Here is a 21,071-nt window from a genome sequence, read left to right as displayed (position 1 = left end):
TAGAACATGACCGTCGATCTTGAGACAAGCAACCGGGAATACCCGCTGCCAAACATCGAAAATACCATGGCGCATGATGTTGCCAGGCTGATCAGCGCGCTGACGGCCATCGATGTGGATGTGGCTAACATCTTGACCGCCTTGGCGCTGAAGGCCGCCATTGACAGCCCTGGCTTCAGCGGCAGCCCGACAGCACCCACCCAACCAGCTACGGCAAACAATGCCACGCTGGCGACGACTGCGCATGTGAAGGCGGCGCTGTCGCAATTTCTGTCCGACGCGGAAGGCGCGATTTCGACCATCACCGAATTGCAGGCGGCGCTTGAAGACGCCGATGTCGTCACTGGACTGACGGCGCTGATCAATACCCGCGCACCGCTGGACAGTGCCAATCTGACCGGGACGCCGACGACAGTCACGCCCGCCGCCGATGATAATTCGCAGAAGATCCCGACAACCGGATGGGTCCAGGCGATAAAGGCGACGATCCTCGGCGGCGTGGGGACGGATGGGAATACGTTGGCCAAGCTGTTTGCAGCGCTTGGCGGGGACAAGAATTTTGCAGCAACGGTTGCGTCGGATTTGGGCAACAAGGCCTCGCTGAACAGCCCTGCCTTCACCGGCAACCCGACCGCGCCGACACAGACAGCTGGCAGCAACAATACACGCATTTCGACCACAGCTTTTGTCACAACGGCGATCTCAACAGCCCTGGCCTCTGTTTCGTCCTCGCTGTCGAGCTTGGCGGCTTCAGTGGTTCCGGTCGGACGCAAGGTGTCAGCTGGCAGCGGATTGAATGGCGGCGGCGATCTTTCCGCAGATCGTGCCATTTCGCTCGGCAGCGCCAAGCCGATCACCAACAGTACGACCGGAACAGTCGATAATACCGGCCACGATCACCCGCTCGGGTTTGTCGCCGCAGAAGTCTATACAGGATCAGAGACGGACCTGACGGATTTCCCGATTGGTGAAAGTATCATCGTTTATTCCGGCGGGCTCGTGTTCAATCGTAACGCGCTGATCGTCCCTTGCCACAACAAGACCAATGGTGGTGGCTTCACGCGCGCCAACCGATCTGACGCGGGAACGCCTTTGAATGGGACATGGAGAGTTCGTGGCGGTCTGGGTGATGGCCATGCTCAATGGTATCACGCCAAAAGGGTCGGATGACCACCACCTGACCACTGACGCCACCCGATATGGCCGCCTTTCTGGCGGCTTTTTTTATGGCCGTATTTGCCCGCTGGCCGGGGCTTATCAGCAATAGGAGCTTCGGTCATGACCGACCCGACATTTGGCATTACCATCAACCGAAGCGCCAACGAGGCGACGACGGCCTCGAAAGCGCAGATGAGCGTCGTTGGCATTTGCATGCCGATCGATAAGGCTGCCAGCGCCGATCAGACGGCGTTCAACACGGCGTTCCCGCTGAACACCTGCGTTAAGCTGAACAGCAATGACACCAGCATTCTGGCGCTCTGCGATCAGGATGGCGGCTTCATCGACGCGGTCGAAGGCATCAACGATCAGCTTGGCAGCTATCAGACGGCGGCCACCCTGGTGGTTGTCCGTGTTGCCGAGGGTGTCGACGATGCGGCGACCATGGCCAACATCACCGGCACATCGGTGGCAGGCACGGGCATCTTCGCCTTTCTCGATGCCGGTCCGGATGTCGGGGTTTATCCCCGCCTGCTGATTTGCCCGGGCTTTACCAAGGTCCATGCCGATGGCGCCGCCAACCCGGTGCTGGCGTCGTTGCCGACTGTGGCCAACCAGATCCTCGCGCAGGTGATTGCCGATGGCCCGGCAGGACTCACCGACTTTACCGATTGGGTCGAAAACCATGCCGGTATGCGGATCATTCCCGTTTCCGGGGGCGTCTATGCCACTGACAGCACCGGCACGGATGTGTTGCGACCGATGAGCCCGCGCGTGGCTGGTCTGTTCGTACGCCGCGATTACGAGAATGATGGATCGCCCTTCAAGTCGATTGCCAACCAGACGGTCTATGGCATTACCGGCGTGGAAAAGAATTTGCGGTTTTCGCTCACGGATGGATCGACAGAGGGCCAGCAGATCCTGGCCGTGCATGGCGGCATTATCGTCCGGGGCGAAAGCGGCGACGATTTCTCGATTTCCGATGGCGGTTTCGTCTTCATCGGCACGGACAATCTGTCCGAGGAAAGCGTCTGGGACCAGTATCACAAGGTCCGTGGCCGCGATTTTGTCGAGCTGACCGTGCTGCGCACCGTGCGGTCCTACCTCGGCAAGTACAATCTGACCACACAGACCATCCAGTCTGTCGTCAACACCATTTCCACCATCCTGCAGAACCGGCAGTCAAACGGCGATATCCTCGGGTTCCGGGCGCGGTTCGACGCGGACAAGAACAATGCCAGCGACCTGCGCGCCGGGCATATCTACGTGGATATGCAGTTCGAAGAAGCCCCGGTCTTCAAGCGTCTGACTGTGGCCTCCCGGCCTTACGCGGCGGCGCTGGATGCCACCATCGATGAAATCTTGGCGGCACAGAACGCCTGACCGCTGGCGAGATAAGGAAACACGCACATGGCTGAAAAACTGCTTATCCTCGAACAGGTCAACATCTTCGTCGGCGATGCTGACCCTGAGGACACCAATCACGTCAAGCTGCAAAGCCTTGGCCTGCCGACGCTGGAACGCGCCGCCGTCTCGCATCTGGGCGGCGGTGCTGTGATGAGCGTCAACTGGACCGTTGGCGCCTTCAACGCGCTGGAGCCCAGCTTCAAGCTGGCTGGCTTTACCGAGACATCCTATAAATATCTCGGGATCGGCAGCAATGAGAGCCAGAAATTCACCGCCTATGGTGTGCTGCGCAACAAGCAGACGGGTGCCATCTTGCAGGCCAAGGCCGTTATTCAGGGCATTGTCGGCAAGGTGACGCCGGATAGTTTCGACCGGGCCAGCGCCTTCGGCCATGATCATGGCATCACGGAAGTGACGCATTACCAGCTGACCGTTGACGGCACGGAGTGGTTCTATCTGGACTATTTCACCTCGACCGTCCGTCAGTTCGGCAATGACGAAACGCAGTCGATCCGCGTAGCGTTGGGGATTGAATGATGGCCGAGCCGCGCCGCAGCCGCAAGCCGGTTGATGATCCCTTGGGGCAGGCTCTGGCCGGGCCTGCACCCGCCATGCCGGAAGTGCCCCCCGTGCCAAAGGCCACGCTGGTCGATCTCGATGCCTTCACCACATCGGTGGGCGAGGTTTACAATTCGCCTGATCTTGATGACGAAGAGCGCGATCCGGTTGTCGTTTACGACGATGAGCGTGCCGGATCGCGGTCTTATACGCTGGTGCATAAGCCGAAGGTGGACGGCGTGTTGCTGTCCACCGTCACCATGCGGTTGCCGGAACAGCAGGATATCGATGACTTCTATTCCGGCGAAATCTCTGGCACCCGCGCCATGCTGGCCCGCTTGACTGGGCTGCATCCAGCCGTGATCAAACGGCTGAAATGGCCAGATGCGGAAGCTGTGTTCCAGCTTTACCGCGATGTTGTACCGTCCTTCATGATCGGGGAATGATCCGTTGAGCAAGTTGCAAGCCTCGCTGGTGGTCGATCTGGTCGACAAAACCGGCGCGAAAACATCGGCTGTTATCGGCAATATGAGCCGTCTGCAAAAGGCAGAGCGGGATTATATGCTGTCCAGCAAGGGCTTGCGGCTGTCTAATAAAGACAGGTCGATGGAACGCCTGATGATGGAGCGGCAGGCCTCTGAGGAAGCGAGACTTGCCCAGATGAAGCAAGACCATGAGAGAACCGTTGCATCGCGCGCGGCGGTGATCGGTCGTCTCGCTAGTGGAGCTGCCATTGCTGGTGTTGCTGCTGGCAAGGCCTATGTCGATTTTGCCGAATTGGAGCGGAGAGTAGGTAGAATCGTCATCAACGCGGAGAAGGGTTCCGACGCGATCCAGCCAACGATAGGAAAGCTCCAGGATCTCGCTTCGAAAACCAAAATGCCGTTCAATGACATTGTGGAAGGTTTCGAAGCATTGATTGTTGCAGGTCAATCAATGGATGATGCGATGGCTTTTTTGCCATCGGTGGCAATAACGGCGCAGGCTACCGGTTCGGCGGTCTCAGATACGGCGAATTCTGCTGATGCCCTTTCCAATCTGTTGAAGATCAATGCGAAGGATATGCAGCGGGCTTTTGACATGATGGTTACCGGTGGAAAGCTCGGAAAGTTTGAGGTGAAAGACATGGCTCGGGAGTTTCCGGGGCTTCTCTCTTCATATTCAACGCTTGGCTACACCGGTACAGAAGGCTTAAAAAAGATGGTTGCGATGTTGCAGACCGTGCGTAAGCAAACAGGTTCTTCCAGCGAGGCTGCTACCGATCTGAAGGGCTTGTTTGATAAAATATATTCGCAGGAAACAAATAATAAATTCAAGAAATTCGGAATTGACCTTCCTAAAGCTTTGGCGAAAGCGCGCAAGGAAGGAAAAGATGTCATCGACGTTCTGATGGATTTGACCACAATTGCGACCAAAGGTGATCTTTCAAAATTGCCTCTGCTTTTTGAAAGCGACCAAGCCAAGACGGCCATCCGCGCATTGATAATGATGAGAAAGGAGACAGAGCAAAATGTTCGATTGCTCGACAATGTTGATGGCTCTACTCTAAAAGACTTCAATCAAATTATCAGCGACAGTCAGGCGAAGTTGCAGGATCTCAACAATGAGTGGGATCGGCTGGTGAAGAATGTCGGTTCCGGCGTTGCAACGGGTGCAAACCCGATCCTGGGCTATATCAACCAGCAGATGGATGCGAACCGCAAAGCCAGCGAAGCGGAAAGCGAGCGCATCAAGGCAGTGCAGAGTGAGGCGACCGGATATAAGGGGGCCTGGAATGCCCGCAATCCGAATGCCTGGCCATGGGAGGCGGGCAACGCCTATTTCGAGGCGACCAAACGGGTGAAAAGCGGCGAGCAGAAGGATGTGATGGCCGAATTTACCGATGGGCCGCCGCGCCAATGGCCAAAGGCGCAAGGGTCAGCACCATCTGCCTTGAGTGAGAATGAATTACTCCAGCAGCAAATGGATGCGGCGCTGATGGGCACCAATGGTGCGCCGAACATTGGCACCGTGATTTCCGACCAGATCACCCAAGGTGGCGGTGCAGCAGGCAAGGCGGCGGCTGATACCATGCAGAGCCAGGCGGGCGCGATAGGCGCGGCAATAGGGTCTGCCATCGTCTCGAAAATATCCGGCGCGCTCGGTTCCTTCATGGCCAACCCGGGCGGCGGCATGCCGCGCAGCACCGGGCAGGCCTTGCAGCAACAGACCAACGGTCAGTTTGTGGATCAACCCTGATGCTCTATCAAATCGGCGTGGTGACCTTCGATCTCAAGTTCAACCTCGACGGGGTTTCGCGCGAGACGACGGCTGATTTTGTTGACAAGCCCGTCATTGGCGAGCGCCCGCCGCTGGAAGCCATGGGCGAGGGGCCGGAACAGATGACCCTTGCCGGTCGGCTGTTTCCCGACAAGCTCGGTGGCTTGTCCAACCTGAAGACATTGCAGACCCTGCTGAAAAACCAGGTGCCGCAGCTGGTGGTGCGCGGCGATGGCGAGGTCATGGGCTGGTTTGTCATCACCCGCATTACCGAGGGTCACACCTATCTGAATACCAAGGGTGTCGGCCAGGTCATCGATATGCAGATCGAGCTGAAAAAGTCCGATGCACCGGACGGCGAAAGTTACTTCTCGACTTTGTGGGAGCTGGTGTCTTGAGCGATACGGAAACCATCACCGTTGGCCGCGACGGGCTGACCCTGTCCGGCGTGCTGGCGCGGCATTACCGGCAGGTGATTGCGGGTGCCTGCGAACAGGTCTGGTCGCTCAACCAGGATCTTGCCCGCAAGGGCGCGGAAGTCCCGCGCGGGACGGTGCTGACCGTGCCGACCAAGGATGCCTTGTCGACCGATACCACCGACAGCAAAATCACGGGCCTGTTTGACTGATGGCAAAGGCGCATTTTCTGGTGTCGGTCGACGGGCGGGTGGTGACGAAAAACTTCCTGCCCGTTTTGCTGTCCGCCTCGATCACCAAGGGTGTCGACAAGACGGCGGATGCCGCGCAATTCGACCTCGATGACAGCGGCGGCACGCTGCGCTGGCCGCAGACGGGGCAGAAAGTGCATGTCGAGCTTGGCCGGGAAAATGGCGCGATCCGCATATTCGACGGCGAAGTGGATACGGCCAGCTGGTCCCTAAGCCGGGGTTCAGGCTCGGTGCTTTCGGTGACGGCCCGGTCTGTTTCGTTGAAAGGTAAGGCGAAGGCCAGCAAGGAAAAGCACTGGGATAGCAAACCCTTGAAGTCTGTTCTTCAGGATGCAGGTGAAGATGCGGGGATATCGGTTTCTGTCCATGCCGATTATGCCGAAACAGTTCTGGATTGGGAGGCAATGGATGCGGAAAGCTTCATTGCCTTTGGCGAGCGGCTGGCGCGTGAGCACGGGGCGATCTTTCGGATTTCCGGCACATCCGCCGTGTTCGTCCCCTACGGCAAGGGTGTGACCGGGGCCGATCTTTCGGCCTTCACCGTCACCCGGTCGATCCTGCTTTCGGCCACGGGCTTCGCCCCGGTGACAGACCGCCCGCGCATCAAGCAGAAGGTCGAGACCTATTACGACCTCGACAAGGCTTCGCGGCTGGCAGCGCAATATGCCAGTGGCGACAAGGTGGACGCGGATCTGCAATCCGGGTTTTCCGCCTCGTCAAAGGACCATGCCGACCGTCGGGCCAAGTCCGGCGCCAGGAAGGCGAGCCGTGACAAGGCCGAGGGATCGGTTGTCATCAATGGCGATGCCACCCCGCAGCCGGGCGGCAAGTGCATTCTTTCCGGTCTGCGGGCCGGGGTGGATGGAACCTATACGATCAAGAGCGTGACTGACGAGCTTTCCCGCTCGTCTGGATACACGACCTCGATCAGCCTGAGCGAGCCGCAGGGCAAGGCCGGCCAGGACAGCCGGTAGATTTTAACAAACATAAGGAAACGATCATGGATCGCGCGGAGAGTTTCGCGGGTGGCGGTGTGCCATGCGCAATTTAAGGCCTGTTGAAAATTGGCGAACGGTTCTGGCCCGGGCCTGGTCTGTCCGCTTCACGGCTGCTGCTGGACTGATTTTTGTCATCCAGCCTGTTGTCGACGCTCTTGTCGACGGTGCCTACGGCCTTGAGGCGTGGGTCAATCTGCTGCTTCGCGGCCTTCAAGGGCTTTTGACATTTGCGGCGATATGGGCGCGCGTCGTTGCCCAGAAAGGATTGTCCGATGCCGATCAATAATTTTAAGTCCAGCGCTCGCGCCAAAAAGGCTATCGCTGCATCTGGAGGGATCGCTGTCATCCTCGCCGGGACTGCACTTGTGCAGCCCTGGGAGGGTTTGCGAACCAAGGCTTATCGCGACATGGTTGGAGTCGTCACGGTCTGCTACGGCGAGACAAAAGGCGTCAAGATGAGTGATCAGTACACCCCTCAGCAATGCGACGAAATGCTCTGGAAGCGTCTCAAGACCGACTACGAAGATCCGATCAAGAAGTGCGTGCCTAGCTATGATGCCGCACCACTGTCTTGGCGGGCATCCTCGATCTCCCTTTCTTACAATGTTGGTGTCGGTGCGTTCTGCAAATCCACGGCCCGCAACCGCGCGCTGAAGGCGGATTGGCTTGGGAGTTGCCAAGCTATGACTTGGTTCAACCGCGCCGGTAACGAGGTTGTACCGGGATTGGATAGCAGGAGGAAGCTTGGAGATGCAAACCGTATAGGTGAGTACGAGCTTTGCAAGAGTGGCCTCTGATGTTCTCGGCGCTCACTGACCCCATCAAGATCGGTCTGTCGATCATCGTAGGCCTCGCTGTCGGTGCCTTTCTGGCATGGGCGGCGACATGCATCAACTATGAAGGTCTGCGTGTGCCGTTCTTCGGCTGGCAGATCATCGATGGCAAGATCACCCAGCAGGTTAACGCCGCGAAGGAATCGGGTCGCATCGAGGTTCGCCAGCAATGGGCCGAGGCGCAGCGCCGGGCGGATCTGAAGCAGATTGCCAAGGTCGAGGCTCAGCAGAAGCAGATCAATGCCGCTGATGCGGCCTTGGTCACCACCATTGCCGCGCATGTCGGGCAGGTCGCCGGATTGGAAGCAGCGCTTGCCGATGAGAGGAAACGAAAAAATGCGAAACCGAATGCTGCTGGCTCTTCTGCCTGCCCTGCTATCTCTGATGGTGGCATGCCTGACGGGGTGCGGAACGCGCTCAACGCTATCGGCGCAACCAAGCCATGACCGCAAGCCGAACGTATCAGCCGCCGTGATGGCCGATTGTGCGGGGCTTGCATACATCCCGGCCGGTGTGGACCGGGATGACGAATACCGGCTGTGGGGCCAGGACAGGAAGGCGCTGGCGGACTGCCGTGCCTTAAATGCCGCGAAGGCGGCGACGATCAATTCATTGCAGGGGAATTAGGGGCTGATGGCGACAGGAGAACAGGACGTGGCAGCCAGCACCAATTTGTTCGACCCGATGGCGTCCTGGGCAAGGTTGAGCGAGCGCGTCGAAAACCAGGGCAAGGACATTGTCGATCTCAGGTCGAATATGAACACCGGCTTCCAGAGCGTGCAATCTTCGATCAATGCTTTGTCGAATGAATTGCGCAGCTCCAGCAAGACACAGTGGCCGGTGATCTGGGCGGCGGCTGGCGTCTGTTTCGGGATTATCGTTGCGCTCGGATCGCAGGCTCTGAGCCCGATCAAGGAAGCAGTTTCCGAGACGAAGACAGATTTGCGGGTCACGGCGCAGAATTCTCTATCGGTCGCTGCCTTCACCGATTTCAAGGCGACTTATGAAAACAATCGGGTCGTGTCCCGCAACGACCTGATCGACAAATTCAACCAGGTGAATACGCAGCTCGAAACCATCCGCAAAGACCAGGTGCCCCGGGCCGAGCTGGAGCGGGCATGGCAATCCGAGGATCAGCAGCGCGCGCAAATGCAAAAGCAGATCGATGAACTGAAGCAGGGGCAGGCCACCACCTATAGTGCCCGTGACCTGCTGCTGGATATGCGCGACCGGCAGGATCGTTTCGAGCGCCAGCTTTACGGCCAACGCCCGCCGAGCTGACCACATGTCCTGATCGGGTAGCCACCGCAATGTAATTCAAAAGTTTAACCCTCGATGGAACCGCCAGATCTGGCGGCGAAAGGATTTCCTATGGCCCTGAAAGACGGTGCTGTTTTGTGCCAAGCGGCGCAATGGACACTGATTGCTGATGGCGTTCTGAACGTTCTCGTCAACCTGCCGAAGACCGGCACGCTCTACATCCGCCGTGTCGAAGCCGGATCGGACGCACCCGCCGTTGCGCCTGATCCGGAAGGATCGGCCAGTGACGCCAGTTTTCACTTCGTGACCATGACAGCGCTGAAACCCTACGCGGCCAGCTTCACCGAGGCTTGCGATGTCTACGGCTATCCGGAGGGTGATAGCGCCCTGCGGATCGAAATGCAGGGCGATTGATGCCATGGCGCTGAATTTTGGCCGGCCCAACATAGCGCTTGGGTCGCTGTATTCCTGGACGCCCGTTGCCCCGACCGAAGACCCGCCCAATGGCATGGGTTGGGTTGTGCGCACCGGTTCCACCGAACTTTACCTGATTGATCGCAACGGGGCCTATGTTTACGCGCCCCTGGAGGCTTCCGCATGAGCAAGGTCCAGAGCAAGGACGCATTTTTGTATGATCTCACCGGCGATGACGGTGAACTGAAAACCGCATTGCGCGAAGCGATGGAGCTGGGCAGCGCGGCCGATGAAGACGCCAGCGCCTTCGCCACGGCTGGACAGGGTGCATTGGCCGTCACCGCTATCCAGCCTGATGACCTGGTGACGACGGCGCAAGACGGCCTGATGGTCGCCGCCGACAAAGTGAAACTGGACGGCGTGGCGACCGGCGCCACGGCGAACGCGACAGACGCCGCTTTGCGTGATCGCTCCAGCCATACGGGCGAACAGGCGATGGCAACCATCACCGGTCTGATCGCTGCGCTGGCGGCCAAGGCCACGCCTGCCGATATTTCCGCTGCCATCGCCGCACTGGTGAATAGTTCGCCGGCTGCGCTGGATACGCTGAACGAGCTGGCCACCGCGCTGGGCAATGACCCGAACTTTGCAACGACCATGTCGACCGCGCTTGGCAACCGGCTGCGGGTGGATACTGCCGCGCAGGGGTTGAATGACACGCAGAAGGCAAATGGCCGCACCAACATGGGCTTGGGAAGTGCTGCTTTGTCGGCAGCGTCGGATTTCGCGGCGGTCAATGCTGTCGTGCCTAAAACATGGGTGTGCCGCAATGTGCTTCAGCATGGCGCGTATAATGATGGAACGAATGCTGCCGCAACCTCGACAGCGTTTCAGGCGGCTTATAATGCGGCCAGCGAAGGCGATACGATTGTTGTGCCGCCGGGGAGTTATGATTTTACTCTCGGTGTTTCCGGGACGAAGCGCGTCAACTGGGATGTTTATGGCACGTTGTTGCTCACAGGGTTTAACTGGGCGGACATTTTGCCGGGAGTGATAGTCGAGTACGGCTCCAGGCAATACAAGAACGGTGTCACACGCACGATCGCATCGCGGTCCGTTTTTTGGGGCGAGGCGCTAAATGCCAATGAGAGTGTGGATTATGTATCCATCGATATTCAAGATGACATTCAGCTTAACGCGGGTCGCGTTCAAGGCTTTGTCGTTTACGGGCGAGCAAAAGCCGGAGCTTACGGTATCCGTCAGGTGCTGGTAGGACAGTCGCTCATTCTTGGCACGCCGGGAGCTACGCCGGGATTGGGTTATTGGGTTGGCGTTCAGGGCTATTCCGGTGCGTTTGCAGCGTCAGTGCATGATGACAGCTTGCATGGATCTAATTTCTACGCTGAGACAACCGATGGTGCGACCGGTTATTACAATATCACCGGATCGGAATCGAATGCACTGATCCGCACCGGATCAAGTGCGAGATTTCGCTCGGGGTTTCAGGCGGCTGGTGGTGGCAATCTTCATGGTACCGAGACAGACGCGGCGTTCTATGCCAGCACATTGGCCGGATCGACTGTGCGGTGGAAGCTTGGTTTGGCTTTTGGGAATGCAAACGGCGACTATGCTCTTGGCACCACCAGCACTGCGATAGATATCAATGAGCAAACGATCTATCGGGGCCTTGACCTGCACAATACGACCGTCACCGACGCTATCATCAGCGAGGTCAACAACCGGATGGAGACGGCAAGTCTTCAGCTCACGGCACCTGGACATAGCCTGCTGCTTGGTAATCGGGCAAGCGTCAATACGCCGAAGATGTATTTCTGCTCGTCTGGCAACACGACACCAGATGTCACGATCAACTTCAGCGGTGGAACCTCGACCGTTAATCAGGGCACGATGGCGATCAGCGCCACGGATGTGGCGTTCGGCTGTACCCCCCGGCCATCCGCCGATAATGCCCGACCGCTTGGTGGTGCCTCTTACAGGTGGTCTGCCGTCTGGTCTGCAACAGGCACGCTCAGCACGTCGGACGCGCGGCAAAAGCTTGATATCACTGATATCGACCCCGCGCTCGCCCGCAAGCTTCTGAAAGCCATCAAGCCCGTTACGTTCCGGTGGAAAAACGACGACACTCCGGCAAAAACTGAGACGCGGGTCATTCGGCGCCAGAAGACTGAAACTATAGTCGATACCCGTGAAGTCGAGAAGATCGATCTGGTCGACGGTAAAGCCGTCCTTAGCATCGTTACCGAAAGTTATGAGCGGGAAGAGCCCGTATTCGAAGAACACCTCTTGGTTGACGGGGCGGGTGCGCCGGTCATGCGCAAGGTGCGGGTGGAGGTCGGCAAACGGCAAAAGGTAAAGTTGGTCACGCAGGACGATGGATCGCGCGTGGAACAGCCCGTGTTCGATGACAACGGCAACCCGGTTATGGAGCCGGTCTATGATCTTCAGGAGATCCAACGGGTCTACCGAGAGCCCGTCTTGGAGGAGGTCGAGGAAATCGTTGAAATTTCTCCTGCATATAACAAGACCAACGTGCGCACACATTGGGGTTTTATCGCACAGCAGGTTGAAACGGCGCTTGCTGAAGTCGGATTGACCACGAATGATTTTGCAGGATTTGTCTATGATCAGGAGAGTGACACTTACGCACTTCGAACCGAGCAGTTCATACCGATTATGTGGGCTGCATTGAGAGAAGTGGTTTAGGGAATTTATTGGCGTCGAGTTGAAACTGTGCCACAGCGATCTCGTGCTCCCCATTTCCCCAAGAAGATGCAATTAAAATATTCTTCTCCCCAGAGCGGTATGGTAATGAATTTACGTGGGATAATTCAAGGGTGCTGATATGGACGAAATTAAAACATTTCATCTGGGATCGGACAGACCATCTCAGCGCGTCGAAGAGACGAGCATAAAATTTGACGGTAACTTTGACGCTAACGCGCTAACGACTGCCTTACGCCATGCATTTTTCCAGGCTTGGAGAATTGATAGCAAGTTGCCCTTATGGGTGCGGCAAATGGAGGGAGGTTCTGGCAGAAAATATCGATATTTCGTCAATAACCTTTTCGAACAGTTGCCTGGGTCGAGGTATTTGGAAATTGGCGTCTATAAGGGCTCTACTCTTTGCGCTGCCGCATATAAAAATGATCTGTCGGCTACCTGCATTGACCACTGGAAGGAATTTGGCGGTAAGGACGAGTTTGACGAACATGCCAGACTGTTAAAATTGGCAAGCCCGAAAGCAGATTTGACGGTGATTGATAACGATTTCCGCAATGTCGATTATAAATCACTCAAAAAAAATGGCATTTTCTGCTTTGATGGCCCTCACTCCGAACAGGATCATTATGACGGCATAACGCTCGCGTTACCGGCTCTCAAAGATGAGTTCATCCTGATTATTGATGATTGGGTTATGCCGAGCGTGAAAGACGGGACTCATCAGGCTATTGCCAGGGCACGTCTGGATATCGTTGCCAGCATCACAATAGAGACAACCCAAGACAACACATTGCCCACATTGTTGGGATCGTGGTTTTCCGACTGGCATAACGGATATTTTCTGGCTGTCGTCAGAAAGTAGGGTCGTTCCTGATGATCGTTTGTACTGGTAGTGGATTATCCACAGTCCGAGAAAACTGTGGATTTCATTTTACAATTTGCTCTTGACCCCACTGGAAAGATATGGCTTTTTCCGGCTGCCTTTTACAGGAATTTTGCCCGTAAAACGTTGTAAATAATGAAAATACGCCCCGCCTCTTAAGCAGGGTGTCGCAGGTTCGATGTCTCATGCGAACCAAGCAAACATCCAGTGTGGAATGCCAAATATCAGACACCACATTCCCAACGGAGCGCACAGGAACGCTGTCATTGGGAAAAGGCCCAAAGCAAACATCAAAAAGCTTCCGAAGTGGAAGGCCATCCAAAGCCAGTAAAGGCCTCCGATGATAAATGTGAGCGTGATGGCGATTCCAAGAATTGTACTCATGCCACCAGCAATAAATCTTCCTATAGCGCCGATCATATCAACCCCCCGCATAGATAATCGCACGTCAAAATTACTCCTGTCGAAAAAATATACAAGCGGCACTGCAAGCAAAAATTGAGGCTGTTTATGCAATTCACCCACTCTGTAGTGGTGTCTGGCAACCTGCCGGTAATCGGTCATCTGGCTCAAAAGGTGAGGGGGTCGTCTAAAATTCATAAATAAATTCAATCTATCCTTTCAACCCCTTACCTTTCGCATAAGGTATTGAATTTATTAATTAATATGGCATAAATTTCAACCCTGCAGGGGTCGCCAATCCTCCAGTATTTTCTCATAATTGTTTGAAATATATTGATGCTTTGAGTTTGGCACATCGCCCAACACAGTGCGTTTTTGAGAGGGGGATTTTTGGGATGCCCAAGTGTCGCGTCCTCAAAAGCACAAATGACATCCTGGTGTTTGGAAAATTTGGTTTGATGCGCTGCTTGATCAGTCTGGAATCAAGTCAGAGATCTGTCCGTGCGATACCAACAAGCGTGGGTTGGTCATGCCTCCGTTTTCTTCATCGATTGTGACCGCGTATGCGGCAACGCCAATATAGCGAGTCGCCATCGCACCAGCAATTTTCTCTGCTGAAGCCACGCTTGAAGCTTGGCGCATATCGCCCGGCACAATACCGGCGCGGTTCTTTTTGAACTGCACGACAATAATTTTTTCAGCGTCAGACATGTTATTTCCCTTTCTTGTTTGTTCTCTTTATGTTCTATTTTTGGGAAGAGTCAATGTCTTTTTTCACGTGTCCATTGAAACGCGTTGAGCTAAATTCTTAGGGATTGGCAGTTGTGGCCAGCCAGTCGCCGCAAACGGACACCGCGGCGACTGGCCACCTTGCGTGAAGGCGACGTATAGATTGCGAAGAACTAGCCTTCGTCCCGCCGGGCCTTGGCAAGGCCAGCCGCACTTACTTCTTTTTTGTCGAGGATTCGCTGTTCTTGACCTGTGAGCCGAGCGTGGGCGCTACGACTTTATCAACTGTCTTGTCCTTCTTCGGCTTTCGCGTTTCCTTGTTGCCGCGTACCTGACCTTTAGCCATCGTCGTTTCCTCCGTGTTGAGAATGACAGCTAGCCGCGATTGGCGGGTGAAAAGCAAGCGAAATCCGACGGATGAGCAGTGCCTCAAACCTGTTTGCCTACCTTGTCATTCCTTATCCAGCCCGCAAGAACCGGACAGCTTCATCGCGCCGGTGCAGGTAGAGCAATGTGCGCACCGCTTCGCCGCGTGCCGTCGTCAGATCAGGGTCGCGTTCCAGCAGATAGGCGGCGTCCTTGCGGGCGATTTCCAGGAGGTCGGCATGGTGTTCCAGGCTGGCTATGCGAAAGCCGGGCGTGCCGGATTGGCGGGTGCCGAGCAACTCGCCTTCGCCGCGCAGTTTCAGATCTTCCTCGGCAATCAGGAATCCGTCTTCGCTGTCGCGCAGGATTGAAAGCCGGGCCTTACCTGTTTCGCCCAGCGGGCCTTTATAGAGAAGGATGCAGGAAGAGGCCTCAGCGCCGCGCCCGACCCGGCCGCGCAACTGGTGCAGTTGCGCAAGGCCAAAGCGTTCGGCGTGTTCGATCACCATAATCGTCGCGTCCGGCACGTCGACGCCGACTTCCACCACCGTTGTTGCCACCAGCAGCCGGGTTTCTCCGCTCTTGAAAGCCAGCATGGCGGCGTCTTTTTCCTCGCCTTTCATGCGGCCATGCACGAGGCCGATGGGTGCCTTGAGGCACATTTTCAGCACCTCGAATCGTTCTTCCACCGACATCAGTTCCGATTCCTCGGTTTCCTCAACCAGCGGGCAGATCCAATAGGCCTTCTTGCCGGAAGCAATCGCCGCCTGGAGGCGGTCAACGATATCGCCTATTCGCTCCACGGGCACAGTGACGGTCTGGATCGGCTTGCGGCCCGCCGGTTTTTCGGTGAGCTTGGAGACATCCATGTCACCAAAGGCGGCCAGAACCAGCGTGCGCGGAATGGGCGTGGCGGTCATGACCAGCATATGCGGGGAAACGCCCTTGGCTGTCAGTCGCAGGCGCTGGTGTACACCGAAGCGGTGCTGCTCATCCACCACGGCCAGCATGAGATTGTGGTAATTGACCGAATCCTGAAACAGTGCATGGGTGCCGATGACGATCTGTGCCGCGCCGGAGGCGATCCGCTCCAGCACCGCTTCGCGCTCGCGGCCCTTGGTGCGTCCGGTCAGCACATCCACGGCAATTCCGGCAGCCGCAGCCATTTTTGACAGCGTGGCGTGATGTTGACGGGCCAGAATTTCAGTTGGTGCCATCAGCACGGCCTGGCCGCCGTTTTCCACCACAGCCGCCATCGCCAGCAGTGCCACCAGCGTTTTGCCCGCGCCGACATCGCCCTGGACCAGGCGCAACATGCGGCTGTCGCTTTCCATATCTTTCAAGATATCGGCAACAGCGTCCTTCTGGCTGTTGGTGGGGGTAAAGGGCAGGGCGGCGAGGATTTTTCCGCTCATTTCGCCCGTGGCGCGAACCGGTGTTCCCGCCACCTTGCGCAAACGTTGACGCACCAGTGCCAGTGAGACCTGGCCGGCTAGAAATTCATCATAGGCCAGCCTGCGCCGGGCCGGGGCTTGCGGGTCCACATCCTTTTCATCGCGGGGGCTGTGCAATCGCTCGAAACACGGTTTGACAGCGTCGAAACCTTGTTTCGTCACCAGTGCCGAATCGATCCATTCGGCAAAGTCCGGCAGGCGCTCCACCGCGTGGTCTACCGCTTTTTTCAGGACTTTCGGCGAAAGGCCCGCCGTCAGCGGATAGACCGGCTCGACCAGCGGCATGGCTGCCGCATCGCTGGCCTTGACCATGAAATCCGGATGGACCATCGAGGGGCGGCCATTGAACCAGTCGATTTTCCCCGAAACCGTGATGATTTCATCGATCGGCAGGGCTTTTTCCAGCCAATTGCCCTTGGCGCGAAAGAAGGTCAGCGCTAATTCACCGGTCTCGTCATGCAGGAAAACCCGGTAAGGTGCGTTGCGATTTTCCTTAGGCGGCGGCGTGTGGCGGTCTACCCGGCCCGTCACGGTGACGATAGCGCCTTGCGGCGCGCGGGCAATTCCGGGCTGGTTGCGCCGGTCGATCAGCCGATGGGGGCTCAAGAACAGCAGATCGACGATACGCGCATCCTCGGCGTCTTCGCGGCCTAGCAGGCTCGCCAGCAATTGCGCCAGCTTCGGACCGACGCCCGGCAGGGTGGAAACGGAGGCAAACAGGGGATCGAGCAGGGATGGACGCATGATGGGGTGAAAATGCCGTGTGATGAGGCGCATTGCAAGGCTGACAAGGCAATTGTGAGCGGGTATACAGCATCGGACCGAAAAGTGGGAACCGGTTTTCAGGAACCTGTAAGGGATGAAAAACGAATGGGTCTCGGCTTCGCCGCCACCTCATCCGCCTTCCGGCACCTTCTCCCCGATGGGGAGAAGAAAGCAAGAGCCGCAGCGGAGGTGGGGTGAGGGGAACCGCCTGCTCCGTCATCAATGATGGCATTCGGTTCTCGACTAAATTCGATGCAAAAACACCTCGTTTGCGTATCAACAGGAAGGTGAATGACATGACTGGTCTGGTTCGCAGCAGCGCCGATCTCGATCCCCGCCGCAGGCGTATTCTGTTTCGCTGTTGGCATCGGGGTATCAGAGAGATGGACCTGATGCTCGGTCAGTTTGCCGAAGCCGAAATCAGCGCGCTCAACGATGCCGAGCTGGATGATCTCGAGCTGATCATGGCGGAAGAAGACAATGACCTGATCAGCTGGATCAATGGTGCTGCCCCTGTGCCATCTCATATACAGATCCCGTTGTTTGACCGCATTGCCGCCACCCGCCCTGATTTTTCGCCGGTCGATGGTTCGGCCATTGCCTTGTCGTCCAGGCCTGATGCGAGTGCTGTGACCGAAAAATGATTTCCCTGTTTGATGCAAAGAAGACGGCAGCGGCGGCGTCCGCTGTCACCCTCTCGCCTGTGCCTGATGGCATGGACGCTTTTCTGGTGGCGGAACTGGCGCGGCAGGGCAGGCCCGTCGCCTATCTTCTGTCTGATTCCAGCAGAATGAACGATATCGAGCAGATGCTCGGCTTCTGCGCGCCCGAAATTCCGGTGCTGACCTTGCCCGCCTGGGATTGCCTGCCCTATGACCGGGTATCGCCCAGCGCCGATATTTCCGCCCGCAGGCTCTCGGCGCTGTCGGGGCTGATTGCCCATGCGCGAAAGCCGCATGCGGCCATCGTTCTCGTCACCGCCAATGCCATGCTGCAAAAGCTGGCTCCGGCTGATGTTATCGAAAGCCTGTCTTTTTCGGCCCGTCCCGGCAATCAGGTGAAGATGGACGACATTGCCGCCCGCTTGTCGCGCAACGGCTTTGAGCGCGTCGATACGGTGCGCGAAGTTGGTGAATTTGCGGTGCGTGGCGGCATTTTGGATGTGTTCGTGCCGGGCTCTGAAGAGCCGGTGCGGCTGGATTTCTTTGGCGATACGCTGGAAAGCATCCGCAGTTTCGATCCGGCCAGCCAGCGCACCATCGGCCAGGTCCGCTCACTCGACCTCAACCCGATGAGCGAAGTGACGCTGACGCCGGAAAGCATCAGCCGGTTTCGCAAGAATTATCTGTCGCTGTTTGGCGCGGCCACCCGCGACGATGCGCTTTACACTGCTGTGTCCGAAGGCCGCCGTTATGCGGGCATGGAACACTGGATGCCGTTGTTTCATGAAAAGCTGGAAACGGTGTTCGATTATCTCACCGATTTCCGCGTGGTGCTCGACCATACGGTGCGCGAATCCGCCGAGGAACGCGGCAAGCTGATCCGCGACTATTATGAGGCGCGGTTAAACAGCGCGACGCCCGGCAAGGGCCATCTGGCGCAAGGCACACCTTACAAGCCCATACCACCAGAATATCTCTATTTAGGGGCGGCGGAATTTGCCAAGAAGCTTGAAGCGCTCAACCCGATCCGCCTGACGCCGTTTGCCGAGCCGGATAGCGAGGGTCGCAAGATTGTCGAACTCTCGGCCCGCTCCGGCCCGCGCTGGGCGAAACTGGCCGCGCAGGAGAGCAGCGAAACCAAGGCTGACGGCGAGGCGCAACGGGTCAATGTCTTTACCCAGGCGGTAAAATATATCGCCGACAAGCGGGCCTCTGGCTCCAAGGTGTTGATTACTGGCTGGTCGGAAGGTTCGCTCGACCGGTTGTTGCAGGTGTTGAACGAGCACGGGCTGGAACGGCTAAAGCCGGTCTCGGCCCTGAAGGATCTCGATCAGCTTGGCAAGGGTCATGCGGCAACCGCCGTTCTGGCGCTGGAGGGCGGGTTTGAAGCTAACGAACTCGTGGTGGTCGGCGAGCAGGATATTCTTGGCGACCGCATGGTGCGCCGGTCCAAGCGCCGCAAGCGGGCCGCTGATTTCATCTCCGAAGTGGCCGGGCTGGATGAAGGCTCGATCGTCGTCCATGCCGAGCATGGCATTGGCCGGTTTATCGGATTGCGCACCATCCAGGCGGCGGGCAGCCAGCATGCTTGTCTGGAACTGCAATATGCCGACGAGGCCAAGCTTTTCCTGCCGGTCGAAAATATTGAGCTTCTGTCGCGCTATGGTTCTGAAGGCAGCGAAGCGCAACTGGACAAGCTGGGCGGCGGCGCCTGGCAGATGCGCAAGGCCAAGCTGAAGAAACGGCTGCTGGATATGGCAGGCGGGCTGATCCGCATCGCCGCCGAGCGGATGATGCGTTCTGCGCCGGTGCTTGCCACGACCGAAGGTTTTTACGACGAGTTCGCGGCCCGGTTCCCCTATGACGAAACCGAGGACCAGATGAACGCCATCGAGGCGGTGCGTGGCGATCTGGCCGCCGGACGCCCGATGGATCGGCTGATCTGTGGCGATGTCGGCTTCGGCAAAACCGAGGTGGCGCTGCGCGCCGCCTTTGTAGCGGCGATGAATGGCATTCAGGTGGCGGTCGTGGTGCCGACCACGCTGCTGGCTCGCCAGCATTTCAAGACGTTTTCCGAGCGGTTTCGCGGTTTGCCTGTTCGTATCCAGCAAGCCTCGCGGCTGGTGGGCACTAAGGAGCTGAACCTGGTCAAGAAGGAAGTGGCCGAGGGCAAGACGGATATTGTCGTCGGCACCCATGCTCTTCTGGGGTCGGGCATCAAATTCGCCAATCTTGGCCTGCTGGTGATCGATGAAGAGCAGCATTTCGGAGTCAAACACAAGGAACGGCTGAAAGAGTTGAAGAGCGATGTGCATGTGCTGACGCTATCGGCGACGCCGATTCCGCGCACCTTGCAACTGGCGATGACCGGGGTGCGCGAATTGTCGCTGATCACCACGCCGCCAGTGGACCGTATGGCGGTACGCACCTTTATCTCGCCCTTCGATCCGCTGGTGATCCGTGAAACGCTGATGCGTGAACATTATCGCGGCGGGCAGAGCTTTTATGTCTGCCCGCGTCTTGCGGACCTTGCTGATATCAAGGCATTTCTGGAGTCGGATGTGCCGGAATTGAAAGTGGCGATTGCCCATGGCCAGATGGCGGCGGGCGAGCTGGAAGACATCATGAACGCCTTCTATGAAGGCCGCTACGATGTTCTGCTGTCCACCACCATCGTCGAATCCGGTCTGGATGTGCCGACCGCCAATACGCTCATTGTCCACCGCGCCGATATGTTTGGCCTCGCCCAGCTCTACCAGATCCGGGGCCGGGTCGGCCGCTCCAAGGTGCGGGCCTTCGCGCTGTTGACCTTGCCAGTCAACAAAGTGCTGACCACCAGCGCCGAGCGACGGCTGAAAGTGCTGCAATCGCTGGATACGCTGGGCGCTGGCTTCCAGCTTGCCAGCCACGATCTTGATATTCGTGGCGCTGGCAATCTGCTGGGCGAGGAACAATCCGGCCATATCAAGGAAGTCGGCTTCGAGCTTTACCAGCAAATGCTGGAGGAGGCCGTGGCCGAGGTGAAGGGCGAGGACGAAGTGGTCGATAGTGGCTGGTCGCCGCAAATCCAGGTCGGCACCTCGGTCATGATCCCCGACGAATACGTTCCAGACCTGCATCTGCGTCTTGGCCTGTACCGCCGCCTGGGCGACTTGACCGAGTTGAACGATATCGACGGCTTCGGTGCCGAGTTGATCGACCGGTTCGGACCGCTGCCAGCCGAAGTGCAGAACCTGTTGAAGGTCGTTTACGTCAAGGCGCTATGCCGCAAGGCCAATGTCGAAAAGCTGGAAGCCGGTCCGAAGGGCGTGGTGGTGCAGTTCCGTAACAAGATCTTCCCCAACCCGGCAGCCTTGGTCGGCTTCATCGCCAAACAGGGCAGCATGGCCAAGATCCGCCCAGACCATAGCGTCTTCCTGACCCGAGACCTGCCGACCCCCGAGAAGCGGCTGGCGGGTGCGGCGACCATCATGGCGCAATTGGCGGAACTGGCCAAGGTGAAGTGAGAGTAGAG

22 protein-coding genes are annotated in these 21,071 nt (G+C 57.5%); 18 read left to right on the top strand and 4 right to left on the bottom strand.

What is annotated here, in order from left to right; all coding sequences use genetic code 11:
• Positions 1-6: 6 nt before the first annotated feature.
• The 16 genes from G6L01_RS07245 (at position 7) to G6L01_RS07170 (ending at position 13,158) form a co-directional block, all read left to right on the top strand.
• A complete protein-coding gene (locus tag G6L01_RS07245; protein ID WP_070164788.1) occupies positions 7-1,170 on the top strand; it encodes a hypothetical protein in 1,164 nt (387 codons plus the stop codon).
• Positions 1,171-1,278: 108 nt separating this feature from the next.
• A complete protein-coding gene (locus tag G6L01_RS07240; RefSeq protein WP_174109439.1) occupies positions 1,279-2,541 on the top strand; it encodes a phage tail sheath protein in 1,263 nt (420 codons plus the stop codon).
• Between the two features lie 27 nt (positions 2,542-2,568).
• Positions 2,569-3,102, top strand: a complete 534-nt coding sequence (locus G6L01_RS07235) for a phage major tail tube protein (protein ID WP_070164786.1) — start codon at positions 2,569-2,571, stop codon at positions 3,100-3,102.
• A complete protein-coding gene (locus G6L01_RS07230; protein ID WP_070164785.1) occupies positions 3,099-3,569 on the top strand; it encodes a phage tail assembly protein in 471 nt (156 codons plus the stop codon). The genes G6L01_RS07235 and G6L01_RS07230 overlap by 4 nt, the downstream gene beginning before the upstream one ends.
• 4 nt (positions 3,570-3,573) lie before the next feature.
• Entirely contained in the window at positions 3,574-5,361 is a 1,788-nt protein-coding gene (locus tag G6L01_RS07225) for a phage tail tape measure protein (RefSeq protein WP_139190299.1), read from the top strand.
• On the top strand, positions 5,361-5,780 hold the full coding sequence (locus tag G6L01_RS07220) for a phage tail protein (RefSeq protein ID WP_070150712.1): 420 nt from the start codon (positions 5,361-5,363) through the stop codon (positions 5,778-5,780). The genes G6L01_RS07225 and G6L01_RS07220 overlap by 1 nt, the downstream gene beginning before the upstream one ends.
• Complete coding sequence (locus tag G6L01_RS07215; RefSeq protein WP_070164783.1) at positions 5,777-6,010, top strand: tail protein X; 234 nt, start codon at positions 5,777-5,779, stop codon at positions 6,008-6,010. The genes G6L01_RS07220 and G6L01_RS07215 overlap by 4 nt, the downstream gene beginning before the upstream one ends.
• Positions 6,010-7,023 (top strand): phage late control D family protein, encoded by a 1,014-nt coding sequence (locus tag G6L01_RS07210; protein WP_070164782.1) that lies wholly within the window; start codon positions 6,010-6,012, stop codon positions 7,021-7,023. Before G6L01_RS07215 ends, G6L01_RS07210 begins: the two co-directional genes overlap by 1 nt.
• A 64-nt stretch (positions 7,024-7,087) precedes the next feature.
• Complete coding sequence (locus G6L01_RS07205; protein WP_070164781.1) at positions 7,088-7,333, top strand: DUF7940 domain-containing protein; 246 nt, start codon at positions 7,088-7,090, stop codon at positions 7,331-7,333.
• Positions 7,320-7,844 (top strand): lysozyme, encoded by a 525-nt coding sequence (locus G6L01_RS07200; RefSeq protein ID WP_070164780.1) that lies wholly within the window; start codon positions 7,320-7,322, stop codon positions 7,842-7,844. Before G6L01_RS07205 ends, G6L01_RS07200 begins: the two co-directional genes overlap by 14 nt.
• Positions 7,844-8,326, top strand: a complete 483-nt coding sequence (locus tag G6L01_RS07195) for a hypothetical protein (RefSeq protein WP_070164779.1) — start codon at positions 7,844-7,846, stop codon at positions 8,324-8,326. Before G6L01_RS07200 ends, G6L01_RS07195 begins: the two co-directional genes overlap by 1 nt.
• Before the next feature lie 187 nt (positions 8,327-8,513).
• Positions 8,514-9,161, top strand: a complete 648-nt coding sequence (locus G6L01_RS07190; RefSeq protein ID WP_070164778.1) for a hypothetical protein — start codon at positions 8,514-8,516, stop codon at positions 9,159-9,161.
• A gap of 90 nt (positions 9,162-9,251) precedes the next feature.
• Positions 9,252-9,554, top strand: coding sequence for a hypothetical protein (locus G6L01_RS07185; protein ID WP_139190298.1), 303 nt, complete (start codon positions 9,252-9,254; stop codon positions 9,552-9,554).
• A 4-nt stretch (positions 9,555-9,558) separates the two neighbouring features.
• Positions 9,559-9,741, top strand: coding sequence for a hypothetical protein (locus G6L01_RS07180; RefSeq protein WP_070164776.1), 183 nt, complete (start codon positions 9,559-9,561; stop codon positions 9,739-9,741).
• Positions 9,738-12,278 carry a tail fiber domain-containing protein gene (locus tag G6L01_RS07175; protein WP_070164775.1) on the top strand — a complete coding sequence of 847 codons (2,541 nt, stop codon included), beginning with the start codon at positions 9,738-9,740 and terminating at the stop codon, positions 12,276-12,278. The genes G6L01_RS07180 and G6L01_RS07175 overlap by 4 nt, the downstream gene beginning before the upstream one ends.
• 139 nt (positions 12,279-12,417) lie before the next feature.
• Positions 12,418-13,158, top strand: a complete 741-nt coding sequence (locus G6L01_RS07170) for a class I SAM-dependent methyltransferase (RefSeq protein WP_070164774.1) — start codon at positions 12,418-12,420, stop codon at positions 13,156-13,158.
• Between the two features lie 204 nt (positions 13,159-13,362).
• On the opposite strand, the gene G6L01_RS07165 is transcribed toward G6L01_RS07170, so the two are convergent.
• From G6L01_RS07165 to recG, 4 genes are all read right to left on the bottom strand, one after another.
• A complete protein-coding gene (locus G6L01_RS07165; RefSeq protein WP_139190297.1) occupies positions 13,363-13,743 on the bottom strand; it encodes a hypothetical protein in 381 nt (126 codons plus the stop codon).
• Between the two features lie 309 nt (positions 13,744-14,052).
• Complete coding sequence (locus tag G6L01_RS07160; RefSeq protein WP_070164773.1) at positions 14,053-14,292, bottom strand: hypothetical protein; 240 nt, start codon at positions 14,290-14,292, stop codon at positions 14,053-14,055.
• A gap of 232 nt (positions 14,293-14,524) precedes the next feature.
• Positions 14,525-14,656 (bottom strand): hypothetical protein, encoded by a 132-nt coding sequence (locus G6L01_RS07155; RefSeq protein ID WP_267967302.1) that lies wholly within the window; start codon positions 14,654-14,656, stop codon positions 14,525-14,527.
• Between the two features lie 112 nt (positions 14,657-14,768).
• On the bottom strand, positions 14,769-16,874 hold the full coding sequence (recG, locus tag G6L01_RS07150; RefSeq protein WP_156584118.1) for an ATP-dependent DNA helicase RecG: 2,106 nt from the start codon (positions 16,872-16,874) through the stop codon (positions 14,769-14,771).
• Positions 16,875-17,191: 317 nt separating this feature from the next.
• On the opposite strand from recG, the gene G6L01_RS07145 reads away from it, so the two are divergent.
• The gene (locus G6L01_RS07145) at positions 17,192-17,539 is read left to right on the top strand and encodes an FAD assembly factor SdhE (RefSeq protein ID WP_070165132.1); all 348 of its coding nucleotides are present in this window, start codon (positions 17,192-17,194) and stop codon (positions 17,537-17,539) included.
• A complete protein-coding gene (mfd, locus tag G6L01_RS07140) occupies positions 17,536-21,063 on the top strand; it encodes a transcription-repair coupling factor (protein ID WP_070164772.1) in 3,528 nt (1,175 codons plus the stop codon). Before G6L01_RS07145 ends, mfd begins: the two co-directional genes overlap by 4 nt.
• Positions 21,064-21,071: the final 8 nt, after the last annotated feature.

Source organism: Agrobacterium vitis, from assembly GCF_013337045.2.
Classification (GTDB): Bacteria; Pseudomonadota; Alphaproteobacteria; order Rhizobiales; family Rhizobiaceae; genus Allorhizobium; species Allorhizobium vitis_B.
The sequence above is the reverse complement of the archived record's forward strand: the minus strand, read 5'-3'. Positions and strand labels throughout refer to the sequence as shown.